Here is a 14,803-nt window from a genome sequence, read left to right on the forward strand (position 1 = left end):
CATACTTTACCGGTATTTTATCATTGTAAAGGAAGCGGCCTTGGATGTAAAGCTTTTGCAGTGCCCTTTTCCCTCAAATATTTTTTACTCGCCAGTTAGGCTGTGACTGTTTCAACTTCATTTTCCTGCTCGCCTCCCCATCTAAAAGGAAATTTTTTCTTGTTATAATCATCTTCATATTCAGGATTGTTGCTGCCCCGTGGCGTTCATAGAGGCCCTTCATGCGGCGCAAAAATTCCGCTGCCTGGCGATAGCCTCTGCACTGGCGCCAGCTGATAGCCGTCTCTACCATTTCTTGATATTGCATTTGCTCGCATGTCGTCAGCAGAAGTTTACGCTGTAGTTTGAGTTATAATAATAACAGCAAACCATGGAGGTGCAGGCTCTTTCCCCTTTATGTTGCCAACTCTCCAAGAGAAAATGTTTCTATAAACTGCTTCGGGGTGATTATGGGGATCCCTTCATATTCCCCCAGGGCAAGCAGATGGCTGTCACCAGAGATGAGGCAGTTGGTTTCCCCCGTTTTGGCGCACTCTAAAAAACGGTTATCACTTGGATCTACAGCAATAGCGTTAATTTCTACATCAGGCAATACCAAAATTGTGTTATCAAGGTTAATAAAACCTTCCAGCAATTGCTGCCTTTCTTCCACGGTGCCAGCCTTAGCAAACCTCGGCCTGAGAAAAACCCCCATATACTCCGTTATAACCGCCGGGCTAATTACAACTTCGATTTTCCCGTCTGCCCAAAGGTCTACTACTTTGCCAGGCGGCCCTACCGGTACCAACAGGCCGGATATAACCACATTCGTATCTAAAACTACTTTCATTTGCCCTCCCTGTACTCCTTTATTTCTTCTTCTATATCCGCTTGGGTAAGACCGTTTGTAGCTGCCCGGGAACGAATCTTGGCCAGGGTTTCTTTTAAGGCCAACCTTTTATTTTCTTCAGCGGTTTTTTGTAAGAACCGGTATTTCTCGTAATCCAGGAGTACGGCTTTAGGTTCACTATTAATCGTAATAACTACAGGGGAATCATTTTTTAAGGATTCGATGAAGGAAGTTAATTTCGGGCGAACTTCATTTATGCCGGCAATGCGTTCCATTTTAACACCCCCATTAATGTTTACATTAACGCTTTCTTTAAGCTTAGTATATATTTTTAATCTGGTCAAGTACACGGAGCTCACTGCATTTGCTCACATATCATCAGCTGAAGTTTACAGACTTCGAAACCCACAGAGATGACACCGAATGGGAAATGTGGCTCGATATTATCAGGGAAGCTAAAACCCGAAAATTGTAATCGCGGCTGTAAGGAGGCCAGGGCCTTCTCCAGGACTAAATCCCATTGTGAATCACATACCAGGCCAGCTTAAAATACTCCAGGCCCACCACTTCTATCCCCCGGTCCTGGAGCCATAAGGCTGTAAAGGGCGTTTTCACAGGTGCTGGTAGCCCGCTTTTCCAGGACGATATCCTTTTCCGGTACCCCCAGGAATTTCACCTGTCCGGCCATGATGTCAGCCGCTGCTACGTTCCATTCTACGGGGCCGCCGGTCATCAGAAGCCTTGGAGCCAAGCCTTCCTGGTAGAGCTTTACCCCGGTCGCCACCCGCTCGCCCTGTTCACCCGAGAGGACAATAATCACATCGGCAGGCTCGCCGGGGGAACTAGACGGGACTACAGCTCCGAGGCCAACCTTTAGCAATATATTAAAAATAAATAACCCTTGTTCAGCCAGGCCCTCTCAGGTAAAATAAAGAAAAATTTTATCGATTATACGAATACCAGGTTTTTAACCCAGGAAGTTATTACCGATATTACCGCCGGCGACAAACACTACGTGGATATCCTGGCGGAAGTTAAAATCAAAGGAGAAGACGGCTGCGTCCTGGTCCATATTGAACCCCAGGCCTACCGTCAAGCCGATTTCGCCCGGCGCATGTTCATTAGGTGCTGCCCATCGCCGTCTTTGCCCATGACAGCAAGGCAGAAGAAACCAACCGGCATGAAGTAGAGCTTCCCTTTCTCAAGGTGTTGCAGTTCGAGTTTTACAAAGTACAGCTCAAGAGACTCCCCTGGCGGCAGTACATCAACAGCAATAACCCGGTAGCGGCGGCGTTGTTAAGCAAGGAGGTGCAAAGGGTTATGGAATTAACCACATCCTGGCATTTAAAAGGCTGGCAGCAGGGCCGGCAGGAAGGCAGGCAGGAAGGCAGGCAAGAAGGCAGGCAGGAAATACTTTTAAGACAGCTAAGGAAACGCCTGGGTACCATTTCTCCTGAAGTGGAAGCGAAGATAAAGACTTTATCAGTGGAGCAGCTAGATGACCTGGCGGAAAAGATACTTGACATCACCAGCGAAGCTGAATTGCTAAGGGTTCTTGCCCTTAAACATTGATATAAACATTGATACTCAACCTCCACTCTGGGCTTAAGGTCACCCTGGTATAAAAGACCGGCCGGGTTTAAGCAGGCCGGTCGATGGTCCTTTAAGATACCCGCGGCCTGCGGCTGTGCCACTGCCAGGCCGTAGCAATGATGTCCTCCAGTTCTGTATACCGCGGCCGCCACTCTAACTCCGCCATGGCTTTTTCTGCCGAGGCTACCAGCACCGCCGGGTCGCCGGGCCGCCGGGGACCGACACGGTAAGGTACTTTCTGCCCCGTCACCTTTTCCGCCGCTTTTATTACCTCCAGAACCGAATAGCGCCGGCCGCTGCCCAGGTTGTAGGCCGCCGTGGGGCCGCCCCGCTCCAGGGCTTCCACGGCCAGCACGTGGGCTTCCGCCAGGTCCTCGACGTGGATGTAGTCGCGGATGCAGATGCCGTCCGGGGTGGGATAGTCCGTGCCGAAGACGCTTAAATATGGTCTCTTACCCGCTGCCGTCCGGGTAGCCAGGGTGATGAAGTGGGTGGCGTCTTCTTCCCCCTCGCCGATTCTACCGTCCCGGTCGGCACCGCCAACCTTGAAATACCGGAGGGATATGTAGGTGATCTCCCTGGCAAAGCTAAGTTCGTAACCCTGGTCATCACCGGCTACCAAAGAGCAGCCACAAAAGGGCCATTCCAACGAGTATCAACCACCAGATACAACCCGCCAGGCCACCAATGAGCGCCGGGGATATTTCTAACTCAACTCCACTTATATATCAGTACTATTCTCCTTATCAAAATGCTGTAATAACTTAACAAATGAGTTAAAAGAAGTATGCTGTAACGCGTTGACCAATCGTTCATCTGCTGTAATGAAGACCCCTTTTTTTGCAATGGCCAGGGCAATATATAAGCTATCATATAGCGTCCGCCTGCAACCATAAGCAATCTCAAATGCGGCGGGGAGCAAAGGACGGCTCCTAACAATATTGGCCGGAAAAGCTTCCATGATCGCCCCGATTATTTTGCGGACATCTTCGTCGCCTATTTCTTCTCTCAAGCACTTTTTCCAAAGAACATTACCCATTTCCGAATATATCAAATCAGGAGCCCATAAATGATAAACACCTTTCTCTGCTCCCTCCAGGAGTGCTACTGCCCGGTCCGAGTGGGGTTCAGGAATGTACCACTTGACAGCGACACTGGAGTCAACAACATATTTTTTCACCGTTCCCTGTCCTCTCTGATTAAATCAGCGCTGTCACTATAATTTCTCTTTTTTGCTTGTAATTCTTTTCTTATCTGCGCAGCTAATTTGATGCCGTCAATCATTTTTTCCCCTGCTACTTCCTCCAATATCGTGTGGAGTTCCAGTTGTAATGACCTTCTATTGGAAGAAGCGCGCTGCTTTAGCCTGCTTAAAACCTCTCTGGAAATATTGCGAATCAGAATATCGGGCAAAGTCAGCTCCCCCTTGCTATCATTTTGATAGCAAAATTATATCAGTTACCAATGGATATGACAACCCTCCTGGTAGGATTAAATTGCCAGGTCTAAGCTTCGAAACCCACAGAGACGACATCGAATGGGAAATGTGGCTCTTTCCCCTTTATGTTGCCAACTCTCCAAAAGAAAATGTTTTTCTAAATTACTTCGGGGTGATTTATCCCAGGGAAGCAGGCCGTCAAAGCCCGCCAGCAGAGCCTGCTCGCCGACGCTAACCCCTGCCAGGTAACGTTTCATCGCTTTTTCTGCATGCCAATCGCTGCGCCCATCTCCCAATGACCTTGGACACCGCATGCCCCAGCCCTCTCCCTGCCAGCTACAAAAAAGCGCTCTTGCCCCCGCGATAATCCACTGGTAAAATTAAATCAGGCGGTGGTTTGCTTGCAGCAAAAAAGCGGTAACCAGTACGATACCATTATTAAAGACCTGTTTGCCGGCGGGACAGAGGAACTCATCAACTTCTTCAGCGACATCCCAGCAACGGTAGTCAGCGACTTGAAAATCGAGTTCCCCCAGGTGGAAACCAGGGTTTCCGACCTGGTGGTGAAGGCCAAAAGCGAACAGGGTGCTATGGTCATCCACCTGGAGTTCCAGAGCCGCAACGACGACGAGATGCCCTACCGCATGTTGCGCTACGCCCTCGAAATCCACAAAACCTACCGCCTGCCGGTCTACCAGATGGTTATCTACTTCGGCCAACGGGAAATGAACATGGCCGGCCAACTGCACTACCGCCTGGGAAACGAAAACATGCTGGACTACCGTTACCGCCTGGTCGACCTGGGTAAAATAACCTATGAGGAGCTAAAAAACCACCCGCATCAGCAGCTGCGTTCCTTGCTGCCCCTGGCGGACAGGGAGAGGCGCAAGAAAGAGGGGGAGAAATTTCTCCGGCAGTGCGCAGAGGATATTTTAAACAGCGACCTGGACCGGGAGACCAAAAAGGCCGTGCTCCTGCGGGCGGAGATATTCGCAGGCCTGGTTTACGACCGGCAGGTGATCGAGCTTATATTCCGGGAGGTGGAACAAGTGCTGAACATCGAAGAGTCCGCCGGTTACCAGAGGATATTTGAAAAGGGCCTGATAAAAGGCCGGCAGGAGGGTTGGCAAGAAGGCCGGCAAGAGGGTTGGCAAGAAGGCCGGCAAGAGGGCCGGCAAGAGGGCCGGCAAGAGGGCCGGCAGGAGTCTCTGGTAGATGTAGCCATCAGGCTCTTGAGCAAAAAGTTCCGCAGGCTTCCCAGGGAGTACGTGGCCAGGATCAAGGAGCAGGACGCGTACGTACTACAGCAGGTGATCGACAACATCTTCGACATCAACGACCTGTCCGAATTGGAAGACTACCTACAGTAAAAGGTCCTTTATCCCACCGGAGACCCGGTGGTTTTTTATTGCAGTTTTATAGCTGCACCCTCGGTTATTTCAGCTTGTCTTGCTTGTACTGTAATTTTCCCCACGGCGACGGCTGGCCTCCGAACGCGTTCCTCTAGGAGTGGCCATTCTTCTTCAGTAGCTTGCTCGATAATGATATCGAAGGCGCCAGGCGCAAGACCTATGCCCCCCAGCTTTATATCAGCCAGTTCCACTTCCATAAGGGTCGCCAGCCAGACCTGCCGTGTATCATTGTCGTAATCGCCTTCGTCCAAGCATTCGCTCAACCCATCCACGCAACCGATGCCGTTTTCCCCTAACACAATTTTTACCCTGTATAGCTCATCCTGGGACCCGTAACACTTCCCCCATAGTTGCGCCCCCTGCCGGAAGGGCTCCCGGATGGTTCCCATGGTGTAATAATTCATCCCGCGCTTAAAACTTTGCTCGCCTGCCAACTGGCGGATATCTCCCTCTGTTAAACCGGTTTTCATGTCTTCCTCGTCCATAATAAGCATAATAACTCCCTTTTTCGGTATGCTCACTGCCTTTGCCCGTATGTCATCAGCAGAAGTTCACGCTGTAGAGCCCTGATTGTTTGCGCGGCAAAAGCCAGGGCGGCTTCTTCACTCAAGCGCGGTTTTTCATTTTGTCCAGATAAAGCAAAAAGGGACTAAATTCTTTGATATAATGGCCCTCAACACCAGGGGATGAGGTGGGTTTCCGGGTTAAAGCATTACTTGATGGTTTTTAACTCCTGGTTTACGAACTCCACATCGAAGTCTTCGGGGTCGAAATCTTCTCCCGCCAAAATCCGCATATCTTCATAATCGGGATGGCCGGGGTCCTGGAGAATGTCTAACAAACTGGCATCATTCTACCAGGGGCTAAAGGAAGTGGCTAATCTAAATCGTGACCTTACTTGACTTAATGATAAAGCTACTTTAAACTGAATATACCTGAATAATTGAGGTGGTTACCAGTGGAACGGATAGAAATACGAGCACCCGAGTGGTTGGTAAAACTGCCTCCTCGGGAACGTGAAGCTTTAATCGTGGACGCCATTGACCTTACAGCTAAAAGGAAAACCATCCAGTTAAAACATCAAATCAAAGAGGCTGAGGAACAAATCAAAAGGTTAGAAGCAAAATATAACATGAACTATGAAGAATTCCAAAAAAAAGTAGTTCCTACTATGACAGACTTCGAAACCCACAGAGACGATACCGAATGGGAAATGTGGCTCGATATTATCAGGGAAGCTAAAACGCTTTTAGCAGCATTAGAGGGCCAGCAATAATGAAGCAATATTATACGGGTGCACTGGACAAATATAAAACTATTATTGCAACCATCGAAGATTTTACTACACTAACCCGCCGGAATCGTACCATTATCTCCGGTAGGATTTATTTTATTGATGGCTCTTTTTTAGAAATTTATGATCGCTGGCAGGATGATAAACTGGAACGTTATAATTACTTCTGGTTGGATGGAGATACTGTTATTATGGGCTGGGATAACAAGGAACACAACAGGGAAATAGCCACGTTTCCTCATCATAAACATACAAAGCACAAAAAAGAAGTACTTTGTTCTTACGAAAACACTTTAGCTGATGTTTTAGCTGTGATTAATAATCATCTTCATGGCAAATAGAGCAAAGGGAGGCTGGTAGGCTACAGTGGGGAGAAGCGGCAAGACATCTGGCCCTGCCGCTTCCATAGCTTAATCTTTTAGGACTGCTGCTGGCCCGGAGGTAAAAAGGGCGTGGCCGGGGCCTGGCCGTTATGGCCGGAAAGGTACTTGATATACTGGGCCAGGTAGTAATTCATCCCCGTCAGCGGCCGGCCGCGCACGGCCGCGTTCCACATGGCCCTGGTCTCAGGGCTCTCTCCCTGCCAGCTGGTCACCGCCTGAATGAAGTAGCTGCGGACCCTTTCCTGGTTCTCCGTATTGGGGTTCATGGGCACAAAATAGCGCCGGGCATAATTGATCCCCTTCCATTTGGCAAAGACCAGGGCCTTCCCCAGGGCGCCGCTGGCATCCAGGGACATCAGGGGCGCCGTCACTTTGGCCATGATGCTCACCTCCTTTCGCCCCTCATTCTACCAGGGGCTAAAGGAAGTGGCTAATTTCGTAAGCTGCCAGGAATACAGCTACCGGTAAACGTTATCGTCAGGAAGCAAAGGATTTCCTACCAGTTTAAGTTCCCTGCCCGGAAAAAGTTTGCCGTATCGCGAGAAAGTATTAGAGTTGTTACAGTGGTATGGCTGCAGCAGGCACGGCCAGCTGCCGGTACAGTAGGACTTATCCCCTCGTTAAATTGCACTTAACCGGCCAGGACGAACATCACCGTACCATCGCCGTACCCACTCCGTTTAATGAACGTAGCAACCATAAAGTTGTATTAAACACCAGCTTTGTTTTCCCCAGTCGCCTCGCCCGGCAGTTATATCCCGCCGCATCTGCTCCCTTATGACCCTGGTATAACTCAACCGTTAAATCCCCGCGGCCTGCGGCGGTGCCAATGCCAGGCCGTAGCAATGATGTCCTCCAGTTCTGTATATCGCGGTTGCCAGCCTAACTCCGCCATGGCTTTTCCTGCCGAGGCTACCAGCACCGCCGGGTTGCCGGGCCGCCGGGGGCCAATACGGTAAGGTACTTTCTGCACCATAACCTTTTCTGCCGCTTTTATTACCTCCAGAACCGAATAGCCCCGGCCAATGCTAAGGTTATCGGCCGCCGTAGGACCGCCCTGCTCCAGGGCTTCCAGGGCCAAGACGTGGGTAGCCGCCAGGTCCTCGACGTGGATGTAGTCGCGAATGCAGGCATGGTGCGGTTCGTCGTAAACAGTCGCCCTTTGTCTAAGTTTCTCGTTGTCAACCTGTTGCTAAATCAGCTGCTTGATATACCCTTTCTCACATAATTCATTAAACACTTGTTTAATTTCTGCTTCCGTAAAATGGGGCTTAATCTCCTTAATTTCCTCTATAAAATCCCTTTTCGTCAACTCTCTGCCTGAAGCGCTATTATCACGATCGACGTATACAATCGTTGATCTTAATTCCAGACCCCTGGCCCGCATGGGACCAAATTCCTCCATTATACTATCTATCTCTTTTTGATACTTTAATAAAAATAAAAAATCCTTTGCTCTAACCTTTATTGTATCCCCGGCCTCACCCGGATAATCTTATATCCATTCGACAAAGAGTCATACTGTACTTCAACGCCTCTAAGGGCATTTACATAGTAAAGATCACCCATTAAATCAGCACAAAAAGGGCCGTGAATATACATCTTTTCAGCTAACACAACGATTAATGCATATTGATGCCATGGGATATTTAATGAAATAGTCATTTATCTCCCTCCAAAATCTCTTCTGCCTCTTTTTTTCCTTTCCCAGGGCACATAGACTCTTTGTTGTTTTACAGCATTCAGCCCCCTAACAACACTTGAAAGGCTCCCGCTTTCCTGCCCAATAACCATACTCGATACCTACTTATCCCCCGCTAGGCAGCCATAGTGACCATTCCTCTTCCGCTCCCACTGCCAGGCGGAATAGGCGGGTCGCCCGGACGTCGGCCTTCATACTGCACCGGGAAGTCCACGCCGGTTACCTTTTTGGCCGCTGCAATCACTTCCAGGACGGAGTAGCCCCTGCCGTACCACAGTTAAATACTTCGCCGCCCCGCCGGTAATCAGTACTTTAGCCATGATATGTACCACCTATGAAGCCTTGTCCCGCATAATACAACCTACCCCACCTGTACCATTTCCTGTCCCTTCTCTACCCGGAAGCCAGGCAGGACCAGGCGCAGCAGTTCTTCCACCCCGGCCATGTCGGCCCGCCAGCCGGGCTGGGAAACCAGCCACAAGAAACGCTCCAGCCTGGCGGCATTAAACTCCTCCGGCCGGGCAATGAAAATCCGCTCGTGGGAAGTGGCATTAGGACAAGGGCGCCGGCCTGGATGACCAGCTGCACCGCCTCGGGGATAGTCATAAAGTAGCGGGTCATCTCCGGGTGGGTTACCGTCACCGGCCCCCCGGCGGCAATCTAGCGCTGGAAAAGGGGCACGAAGGTGCCCCAACTGCCCAGGACGTTGCGCTTTACGCCTCTCCATCCGGCGATAGCATGCCCCACTCTTGCATTTGTAAATAAGCGCTCTCAATCTGCAGGATAGTAAATTTATTCCCTTTCGCCTGGCGAACTTCCATAACGACTTCTTGTTTCTAAGTGCTATTTTAACTCAGTGACCATTGCGCGATTCTTATTGTTTTTGAAGCTCATTTAAACGATTGATGTTAACTAATGGAAGTATTACGGGTGGAACATTTGCAGCCATAGTAATACTCGAAACAACTGTTCTCAAGAAGGGAAAAAGAATAGCCGGAGCGTTAATTTCTGCATAACGATACAACTCATTCTTTTCAACAGTAGAGTTAGTTTTAAACCAGCCCCGTAAATTAACTTCTAAGTGAAATGGATTATCTTTTTCGGGGCTTTCTTCAAATATATTACAAAATAAATCAACGGTAATCTCATTATTTGTTTCATCAACAGTTGATTCAGTCCGTACTTTGAAGTCAAGCGGTATAGACTTATTCTTCTGTGATTTAAAGTTCTGATTCAACTTATAAGATAAATGTAAAACTTTATACCCACGAAAAATCAAATGGCTCTCTATAGACTTGTCTATCATGCCGCCTCACCATTTGCAATAGCAATATAACCATTTGTCAAGTCGCTATATGGTTCCTCAAAAACACTATATTCAACGATTAGCCTTTCTGGTTGCCATTCACTATCTGCTTCCTCCCCAATATCGGGACATTGCTCAATCCCAGCCCTCTGTAAATCCCTTTCAAATTGTTCAATAGTTACCTGGGCAAGATATTGGTTTATCTGCTCAACTACTTCTTTAAAATCCACCGTTACTGCACCTCCATTGTTCAATAGATTTTATACACCGCTCTTCTTTTACGCATATTTGAATTTGTACCGGGGGAATATTAGTAATGTCGTACGGATAACTCCGGCCGGGCACAAGAAAAACAGCTCTAACCACTTCATAAGGAAATTGTTGGCAGATAAAATTTATAGCCACACCATTTAAAAGGCGTTTTCCTTTATACTTTGTCTGCTTCATTTTGCCCTGTAGTTGTTTTATTATCGACAAAAACATATCCCATTCCCGTTTTCGTGTTAAATCAAGAACCTCCTGGGCTTCAATAATAGTTTTTAAGATAGCCCATTCTTTATATTTCCTGGCACGTACACACCAATCAATAGCCTGGTCAGGATCATCCTCAAAAAAGTATATACCCTTCCCCAACCATTCATCTTCTCTATTTGAAGGTAAAAATCTTTTATCCAATAATATCATATCAGCACTTGCTTTACTAGTACCATGAAAACCTATAAAAACCCTTACCATATTATGCCCCCGATATAGGTTAGATAACCTAATGGAAATAGGTTCTAGCTTAACCGTAGAAATCCTGCTATTTTGAGTTTATAAACTTCATAACCTGCCAGGCGGCAGGAAGGGAGCCTGACAATTAACACCCTACCCCACCTGCACCATTTCCTGCCCTTTCTCTACCCGAAAGCCCGGCAGGACCAAGCGCAGCACCCGATGGAACCGCCGGCGCCGGTCACCAGGACCACTTCCCCCGCCAGATAACCGGCCATGGCCACCAGGTCGACCCGGACAGGCTCCCGGCCCAGGATGTCTTCTAAAATGGTGCAAGTGAGAATGCTTGAAATCCTACTGGCCGGTAGTCTATTGGGCCAAAGAAATGCCAATAGTTCTTCTCGACGCTCGTAGGGCGTTTTTCTTCCTTTAGAGTTTTGTCTACCACAACAATATCTACGGGGTTTTCAACCCGGTAAAGACTTCGTTTAACCCTGTAGCGAAAATAGGCATCCTCATCAGAGAGAGAATACCCTATAAAAATGACCCGGTCCGCTTTGCGCAGCAGTTCTTCAGCTTGCATATGTAGGTGCAACCATGCTTCAGGCATGAAATATTTTTCACGCATAGGTGGGTAAAGAAACCAACTAAGGGGTGTTCCATCACTGGAGCATTGTGGCATATCCTGGGAAAGAGCTCGCCCGGTAGAAATTCGATATATTTTGTGGCAATAGGGGCAGAACATCCAATCCATGGAGCCATGAAATTTCACCAACTGTATAGGTTTACGCAGCTTTTCCCGGGATACGTTTATCGCCCTTCGTTCGCATCCTCCCCAAGGTTCTAGTTGTATGCCATAGTTTATATTTTCCTCCCCCACTGCCTCTATCAAAGCCTGGTCTAAAAAAGGATCATAGTTAAGGGTAATAAAACCTACCTCTTCCAAGGCACCTGTTGTCAACATCTTGACCATGTTTTTAACCAACTGCACATAGCTATTTCTACTATCTATTGGGGTCGTAAGATCAGTAAAAAGTTGTAGCAACCTAATAATGACTAATTTTTTCAATTTCCTCAGTACGTCCGGTGGATAGGTTGGCGTTAAGGCTTCATCTTTTTCTAAAGCGATCTCAATAAGGTTCAATACTTCATTAATCGTTGGTCTGCTGCAGGCCGGTAAGGATGGGTCGATCCTGAAAACTGTTTTTAAAAAACGAACCAGATCGTCACTAGAGTTGCCCTCGTTAAGGAGTTCGGTTAATAAATCTTGTCCCAGCGGAAGCTGCTCCGCCGAAGCGCCGGCACCAATGACGAAGACCACTTTTTCAAACCGTCTGGAAACTACGTTAGATAAATAATATGCTGTAAGCTTCAGGGCATCTCCTTCTAGTTCTTCGGATCTTTGGTCGTCAGATTGAAAATAAATAGTTCCAGCATTCTGTGTAAGGAGCCGGCAGTCGTTTAACGTTACTAACCGGTTACCATGAATAAAACGTATCCTTGCCGGCAAGTCTGAACTCATTGAGATGAGGCTCTCATCCTGAACCTCCTGTTTGGCCAAAATAACCCCTGCATGCAATCTTTTTTTAATCGCCGGCATAGGATTATTGAAAACATCCGGTATAGTGTCACCAATTAGCCCCTTGATAGCCTTTGTTTCATTAATTTCCACGGCCTGTTGAAGAGCAATCTGGAGTAACCTGCGATCGTTGGTTACGTAACCTGCGTTGATAAATGCTTTGACCTCACGGTCAAAGAGTGTTCTATTCGCTAAAACATTGCCCAGCAGCGCATTGGCAGCCTCGCTACGATTGAAGTAACGAATAGCCTCATAAAGATTGTTGGAAAACCGGATAGAATTGCGCGTTGCAAGGTTCTCCTCATATACCTCATTCCTTACATAACCTAGGGCAATATCTTCCCATTTATTGGCCAGGGCCATTTCCCCTTCCGCTAATCGTGGCAGCCTTCCCGTTATTTGGAATCCATCTCTACTCATTAATAGTAGGTTTTGAACAACCAGTATATTTCTCTTGACTTCCTGGCGATAAAGGGCTAACTCCCTATCCGGAATATTTTCCACCAGCTCGTCTAAAATGGCGTCAGCAGCCTTATAATGTTTAAGTGCGGTTTGCCAGTCATCCCGGGCAAAGGACAGGGCTCCCAGGTTACACCAGACAATGGCCCTTTCAAGTTCAGTTGGCGCAAGGGATAACGCCTTTTTTAAAAGCGTATCAGCTTCGTCATAAAGCTCCTGTTCCCTGGCCATGCTTCCGAAATAAAGGGCAAAATTGAACCATGGTTCCGAATGGAGCTCTCTTTCAAACAACGGTAGTACCTGCTCCGCCCACCCTTCAGCTTTTTGCAGAGTTGCTGCCATAGCCTTTAGCAAATGGATGCGCCGGTGCCATTCATCCTCTAATTCTTCCATACCCTTTAAATAATCACTTAATTTATCCAGGTACTTTCTCATTTCTTCCAGGTCGTATCTTTCTATGTTAATAACCGTTAGGAAATAGTAATATTGCATCAAGGTCTTAGGAGGAATATCTACAAATTTCCAATTAGGGTTGTAAAGAGCATGGTAGGCATCTTCAACTCCATAGAGCCTATGGAGCTTGACAGCGTGACCGATAATTTGTGACAAAGATTTATCATTAACCTCTCTCAGAGAGGAGAGTTCGTCACCCGTACCATCTGTTGCTACTATAGGCGAGCACGGAATAAGCGGCTCCAAGAAGAAGTTATAAATTGGCTCCATTACCGATTTCACCTTGTTAGCCTCCTGAAATAACATAATGTTAGTATTTAATCGCCATTTATTTTGTAATTATATCCCCTATCGCAAATACAATAATAATATTGTTTTAACCTTTACGACATCTGGCTACAGCCGGCAGAAAACCCATCGGGGTTGTTGCTGTACCACTTCCAGGCAGTGGCGATAATTTCCTCCAAGCTAGTATACTGCGGCCGCCACCCCAGCTCTTCGATGGCTTTTTCTGCCGAGGCTACCAGCACCCCCGGGTCGCCGGGCCGCCGGGGACCGAAACGGTAAGGTACTTTCTGCCCTGTCACCTTTTCCGCCGCTTTTATTACCTCCAGAACCGAATAGCCCCGGCCGCTGCCCAGGTTATAGGTTGCCGTGGGGCTACCCTGCTCCAGGGCTTCCAGGGCCAGGACGTGGGCTACCGCCAGGTCGTCGATGTGGATGTAGTCCCGCACTGCCGTCCCCAATATCCCCCGTCAACGCCCTGGCGGCGTTGAAATAACGGAGTGCTATAGCGAGGAAGTCAAAGGCGCGGCTGTAGTAAGCCAGGGCCTTCTCCAGGACCATTTTCGTCTCGCCGTAGGGGATCGCCTATCAAATTCAGCAGCTTCACTAGCAAGGGTGTTGTTTTCCCCTTGCCGCCTGTATATCCCAAATAACTTCCTACAATTAGCTCATAAAGGCCGCTACGTGTCAGGCGTATAAGCACGGCATCGATTTCATCTACTCCCACCCCGAGTCGATTAACCAACTCATCCTTAAACTGTTCCCAAAACCTGCTGGCCCGCTGGAGATCGTTTTCCCCCTTCTGCCGGGGATGGGCCTGTTCATAACTGTGCAATAAAACTAAAATAGCCAGTTCCCGGTAACTAAGCTCATCCAGGATAGCCAGGTACTCTTCGTACGAATCAACATAGACAGCTTCCGGCCCGCAGGCACCGTTACGGAAAAAGCGGGCAAGAATCCGGATCTTTTCCCGCCTGCGCGTATTCAATACTGCCTTTACAGTAATTATGTACTTGTGCAGAAAATCCTCTTTATGCATATCTTCCTCAGTTAAAACAAGCCGTCCACTGGCTAGCTCCCCAAAAAAAGCATCCAGGCGCTCCTGCCGTATCTTGTGTAAATAGCCCACCAACGCAGTATCAATAAAGCCCCCCAGCCCGTGAGGCACAAGTAATCCAATTAAAGCCCGCAGGATGAAATTGCCCTCGTATTTCTTTAAGAAGTTCATCCACCATTGGTTATCCCTATCAGCAACGGTTAACTCAACATCAGACATAACGTTAGCCTCCAAACCCTTTGTTAATTGCCTTCCAACCTTGCAGTTGAAGCAGAAACCGCTAGAGCGGCAGTTAGGAA

Annotated in this window: 25 protein-coding genes and 1 pseudogene; 5 read left to right on the forward strand and 21 right to left on the reverse strand. The window is 48.0% G+C overall.

Annotation, left to right across the window (positions count from 1 at the left end; all coding sequences use genetic code 11):
- Positions 1-73: 73 nt before the first annotated feature.
- The 4 genes from MOMUL_RS06700 to MOMUL_RS06715 all read right to left on the reverse strand — a co-directional run bounded on the left by MOMUL_RS06700 (position 74) and on the right by MOMUL_RS06715 (position 1,709).
- Complete coding sequence (locus MOMUL_RS06700; protein ID WP_062283174.1) at positions 74-307, reverse strand: hypothetical protein; 234 nt, start codon at positions 305-307, stop codon at positions 74-76.
- 87 nt (positions 308-394) lie between these two features.
- Positions 395-829, reverse strand: a complete 435-nt coding sequence (locus MOMUL_RS06705) for a putative toxin-antitoxin system toxin component, PIN family (RefSeq protein ID WP_062283177.1) — start codon at positions 827-829, stop codon at positions 395-397.
- On the reverse strand, positions 826-1,104 hold the full coding sequence (locus MOMUL_RS06710; RefSeq protein WP_062283385.1) for a type II toxin-antitoxin system Phd/YefM family antitoxin: 279 nt from the start codon (positions 1,102-1,104) through the stop codon (positions 826-828). Before MOMUL_RS06710 ends, MOMUL_RS06705 begins: the two co-directional genes overlap by 4 nt.
- Positions 1,105-1,373: 269 nt before the next feature.
- Positions 1,374-1,709 carry a YdcF family protein gene (locus tag MOMUL_RS06715; RefSeq protein WP_161484971.1) on the reverse strand — a complete coding sequence of 112 codons (336 nt, stop codon included), beginning with the start codon at positions 1,707-1,709 and terminating at the stop codon, positions 1,374-1,376.
- A 21-nt stretch (positions 1,710-1,730) separates the two neighbouring features.
- Between MOMUL_RS06715 and MOMUL_RS16905 the strand changes: the two genes are divergently transcribed.
- Together MOMUL_RS16905 and MOMUL_RS16160 are read left to right on the forward strand one after the other, a co-directional pair.
- Positions 1,731-2,018 (forward strand): hypothetical protein, encoded by a 288-nt coding sequence (locus MOMUL_RS16905; protein ID WP_062283183.1) that lies wholly within the window; start codon positions 1,731-1,733, stop codon positions 2,016-2,018.
- The gene (locus tag MOMUL_RS16160; protein WP_169802175.1) at positions 1,955-2,401 is read left to right on the forward strand and encodes a DUF4351 domain-containing protein; all 447 of its coding nucleotides are present in this window, start codon (positions 1,955-1,957) and stop codon (positions 2,399-2,401) included. The genes MOMUL_RS16905 and MOMUL_RS16160 overlap by 64 nt, the downstream gene beginning before the upstream one ends.
- A 91-nt stretch (positions 2,402-2,492) precedes the next feature.
- Here MOMUL_RS16160 and MOMUL_RS06730 read toward each other — a convergent pair whose 3' ends face one another.
- The 3 genes from MOMUL_RS06730 to MOMUL_RS06740 form a co-directional block, all read right to left on the reverse strand.
- Positions 2,493-3,071, reverse strand: a complete 579-nt coding sequence (locus tag MOMUL_RS06730; protein ID WP_062283188.1) for an NAD-dependent epimerase/dehydratase family protein — start codon at positions 3,069-3,071, stop codon at positions 2,493-2,495.
- A gap of 72 nt (positions 3,072-3,143) precedes the next feature.
- Entirely contained in the window at positions 3,144-3,602 is a 459-nt protein-coding gene (locus MOMUL_RS06735; protein ID WP_062283190.1) for a type II toxin-antitoxin system VapC family toxin, read from the reverse strand.
- The gene (locus MOMUL_RS06740) at positions 3,599-3,835 is read right to left on the reverse strand and encodes a FitA-like ribbon-helix-helix domain-containing protein (protein WP_062283193.1); all 237 of its coding nucleotides are present in this window, start codon (positions 3,833-3,835) and stop codon (positions 3,599-3,601) included. The genes MOMUL_RS06735 and MOMUL_RS06740 overlap by 4 nt, the downstream gene beginning before the upstream one ends.
- 426 nt (positions 3,836-4,261) lie before the next feature.
- Here MOMUL_RS06740 and MOMUL_RS06745 point away from each other — a divergent pair, with 426 nt between their 5' ends.
- Entirely contained in the window at positions 4,262-5,230 is a 969-nt protein-coding gene (locus MOMUL_RS06745) for an Rpn family recombination-promoting nuclease/putative transposase (RefSeq protein ID WP_062283196.1), read from the forward strand.
- 35 nt (positions 5,231-5,265) lie between these two features.
- On the opposite strand, the gene MOMUL_RS06750 is transcribed toward MOMUL_RS06745, so the two are convergent.
- Together MOMUL_RS06750 and MOMUL_RS16170 are read right to left on the reverse strand one after the other, a co-directional pair.
- Positions 5,266-5,793, reverse strand: coding sequence for a hypothetical protein (locus tag MOMUL_RS06750; protein ID WP_161484972.1), 528 nt, complete (start codon positions 5,791-5,793; stop codon positions 5,266-5,268).
- A gap of 191 nt (positions 5,794-5,984) precedes the next feature.
- A complete protein-coding gene (locus tag MOMUL_RS16170; protein ID WP_153018278.1) occupies positions 5,985-6,113 on the reverse strand; it encodes an IS1096 element passenger TnpR family protein in 129 nt (42 codons plus the stop codon).
- A 117-nt stretch (positions 6,114-6,230) separates the two neighbouring features.
- Between MOMUL_RS16170 and MOMUL_RS06755 the strand changes: the two genes are divergently transcribed.
- Both MOMUL_RS06755 and MOMUL_RS06760 read left to right on the forward strand, forming a co-directional pair.
- The gene (locus MOMUL_RS06755) at positions 6,231-6,548 is read left to right on the forward strand and encodes a hypothetical protein (protein WP_062283200.1); all 318 of its coding nucleotides are present in this window, start codon (positions 6,231-6,233) and stop codon (positions 6,546-6,548) included.
- On the forward strand, positions 6,548-6,907 hold the full coding sequence (locus MOMUL_RS06760) for a toxin-antitoxin system TumE family protein (protein ID WP_062283202.1): 360 nt from the start codon (positions 6,548-6,550) through the stop codon (positions 6,905-6,907). The genes MOMUL_RS06755 and MOMUL_RS06760 overlap by 1 nt, the downstream gene beginning before the upstream one ends.
- Before the next feature lie 77 nt (positions 6,908-6,984).
- Here MOMUL_RS06760 and MOMUL_RS06765 read toward each other — a convergent pair whose 3' ends face one another.
- The 12 genes and pseudogenes from MOMUL_RS06765 to MOMUL_RS06815 form a co-directional block, all read right to left on the reverse strand.
- On the reverse strand, positions 6,985-7,329 hold the full coding sequence (locus MOMUL_RS06765; protein ID WP_062283205.1) for a hypothetical protein: 345 nt from the start codon (positions 7,327-7,329) through the stop codon (positions 6,985-6,987).
- Between the two features lie 413 nt (positions 7,330-7,742).
- Positions 7,743-8,030: a hypothetical protein gene (locus MOMUL_RS06770; protein WP_062283208.1), complete on the reverse strand. Its 288-nt coding sequence runs from the start codon at positions 8,028-8,030 to the stop codon at positions 7,743-7,745.
- A gap of 111 nt (positions 8,031-8,141) precedes the next feature.
- A complete protein-coding gene (locus tag MOMUL_RS06775) occupies positions 8,142-8,336 on the reverse strand; it encodes a hypothetical protein (protein ID WP_062283211.1) in 195 nt (64 codons plus the stop codon).
- A gap of 77 nt (positions 8,337-8,413) precedes the next feature.
- Positions 8,414-8,614 (reverse strand): hypothetical protein, encoded by a 201-nt coding sequence (locus MOMUL_RS06780; RefSeq protein WP_062283213.1) that lies wholly within the window; start codon positions 8,612-8,614, stop codon positions 8,414-8,416.
- Positions 8,615-8,842: 228 nt separating this feature from the next.
- Positions 8,843-8,971, reverse strand: a complete 129-nt coding sequence (locus MOMUL_RS17525) for a hypothetical protein (RefSeq protein ID WP_269085192.1) — start codon at positions 8,969-8,971, stop codon at positions 8,843-8,845.
- 238 nt (positions 8,972-9,209) lie between these two features.
- Positions 9,210-9,359 (reverse strand): annotated as a pseudogene (locus MOMUL_RS17830) (polysaccharide biosynthesis protein); the annotation flags it as partial.
- Positions 9,360-9,525: 166 nt separating this feature from the next.
- Positions 9,526-9,957 (reverse strand): protein-export chaperone SecB, encoded by a 432-nt coding sequence (locus MOMUL_RS06790; protein ID WP_062283218.1) that lies wholly within the window; start codon positions 9,955-9,957, stop codon positions 9,526-9,528.
- Positions 9,954-10,187, reverse strand: coding sequence for a hypothetical protein (locus tag MOMUL_RS06795; RefSeq protein ID WP_062283220.1), 234 nt, complete (start codon positions 10,185-10,187; stop codon positions 9,954-9,956). The genes MOMUL_RS06790 and MOMUL_RS06795 overlap by 4 nt, the downstream gene beginning before the upstream one ends.
- Entirely contained in the window at positions 10,177-10,692 is a 516-nt protein-coding gene (locus tag MOMUL_RS06800; RefSeq protein WP_062283222.1) for a hypothetical protein, read from the reverse strand. The genes MOMUL_RS06795 and MOMUL_RS06800 overlap by 11 nt, the downstream gene beginning before the upstream one ends.
- A gap of 301 nt (positions 10,693-10,993) precedes the next feature.
- Positions 10,994-13,444: an SIR2 family protein gene (locus tag MOMUL_RS06805; protein ID WP_062283226.1), complete on the reverse strand. Its 2,451-nt coding sequence runs from the start codon at positions 13,442-13,444 to the stop codon at positions 10,994-10,996.
- Positions 13,445-13,545: 101 nt separating this feature from the next.
- On the reverse strand, positions 13,546-13,896 hold the full coding sequence (locus MOMUL_RS06810; protein WP_062283228.1) for a GDP-mannose 4,6-dehydratase: 351 nt from the start codon (positions 13,894-13,896) through the stop codon (positions 13,546-13,548).
- Between the two features lie 68 nt (positions 13,897-13,964).
- Positions 13,965-14,723: a hypothetical protein gene (locus MOMUL_RS06815; RefSeq protein WP_062283230.1), complete on the reverse strand. Its 759-nt coding sequence runs from the start codon at positions 14,721-14,723 to the stop codon at positions 13,965-13,967.
- Between the last annotated feature and the right edge of the window lie 80 nt (positions 14,724-14,803).

It is taken from the genome of Moorella mulderi DSM 14980, assembly GCF_001594015.1.
Classification (GTDB): Bacteria; Bacillota; DSM-521; order Neomoorellales; family Neomoorellaceae; genus Neomoorella; species Neomoorella mulderi.

What these genes read in the sequence shown, in the direction of transcription:
- MOMUL_RS06700 (WP_062283174.1), bottom strand. Translation starts at nt 307, where the DNA reads ATGCAATATCAAGAAATGGTAGAGACGGCTATCAGCTGGCGCCAGTGC.
- MOMUL_RS06705 (WP_062283177.1), bottom strand. Translation starts at nt 829, where the DNA reads ATGAAAGTAGTTTTAGATACGAATGTGGTTATATCCGGCCTGTTGGTA.
- MOMUL_RS06710 (WP_062283385.1), bottom strand. Translation starts at nt 1,104, where the DNA reads ATGGAACGCATTGCCGGCATAAATGAAGTTCGCCCGAAATTAACTTCC.
- MOMUL_RS06760 (WP_062283202.1), top strand. Translation starts at nt 6,548, where the DNA reads ATGAAGCAATATTATACGGGTGCACTGGACAAATATAAAACTATTATT.
- MOMUL_RS06765 (WP_062283205.1), bottom strand. Translation starts at nt 7,329, where the DNA reads ATGGCCAAAGTGACGGCGCCCCTGATGTCCCTGGATGCCAGCGGCGCC.
- MOMUL_RS06775 (WP_062283211.1), bottom strand. Translation starts at nt 8,336, where the DNA reads ATGCGGGCCAGGGGTCTGGAATTAAGATCAACGATTGTATACGTCGAT.
- MOMUL_RS06780 (WP_062283213.1), bottom strand. Translation starts at nt 8,614, where the DNA reads ATGACTATTTCATTAAATATCCCATGGCATCAATATGCATTAATCGTT.
- MOMUL_RS17525 (WP_269085192.1), bottom strand. Translation starts at nt 8,971, where the DNA reads ATGGCTAAAGTACTGATTACCGGCGGGGCGGCGAAGTATTTAACTGTG.
- MOMUL_RS06790 (WP_062283218.1), bottom strand. Translation starts at nt 9,957, where the DNA reads ATGATAGACAAGTCTATAGAGAGCCATTTGATTTTTCGTGGGTATAAA.
- MOMUL_RS06800 (WP_062283222.1), bottom strand. Translation starts at nt 10,692, where the DNA reads ATGGTAAGGGTTTTTATAGGTTTTCATGGTACTAGTAAAGCAAGTGCT.
- MOMUL_RS06815 (WP_062283230.1), bottom strand. Translation starts at nt 14,723, where the DNA reads ATGTCTGATGTTGAGTTAACCGTTGCTGATAGGGATAACCAATGGTGG.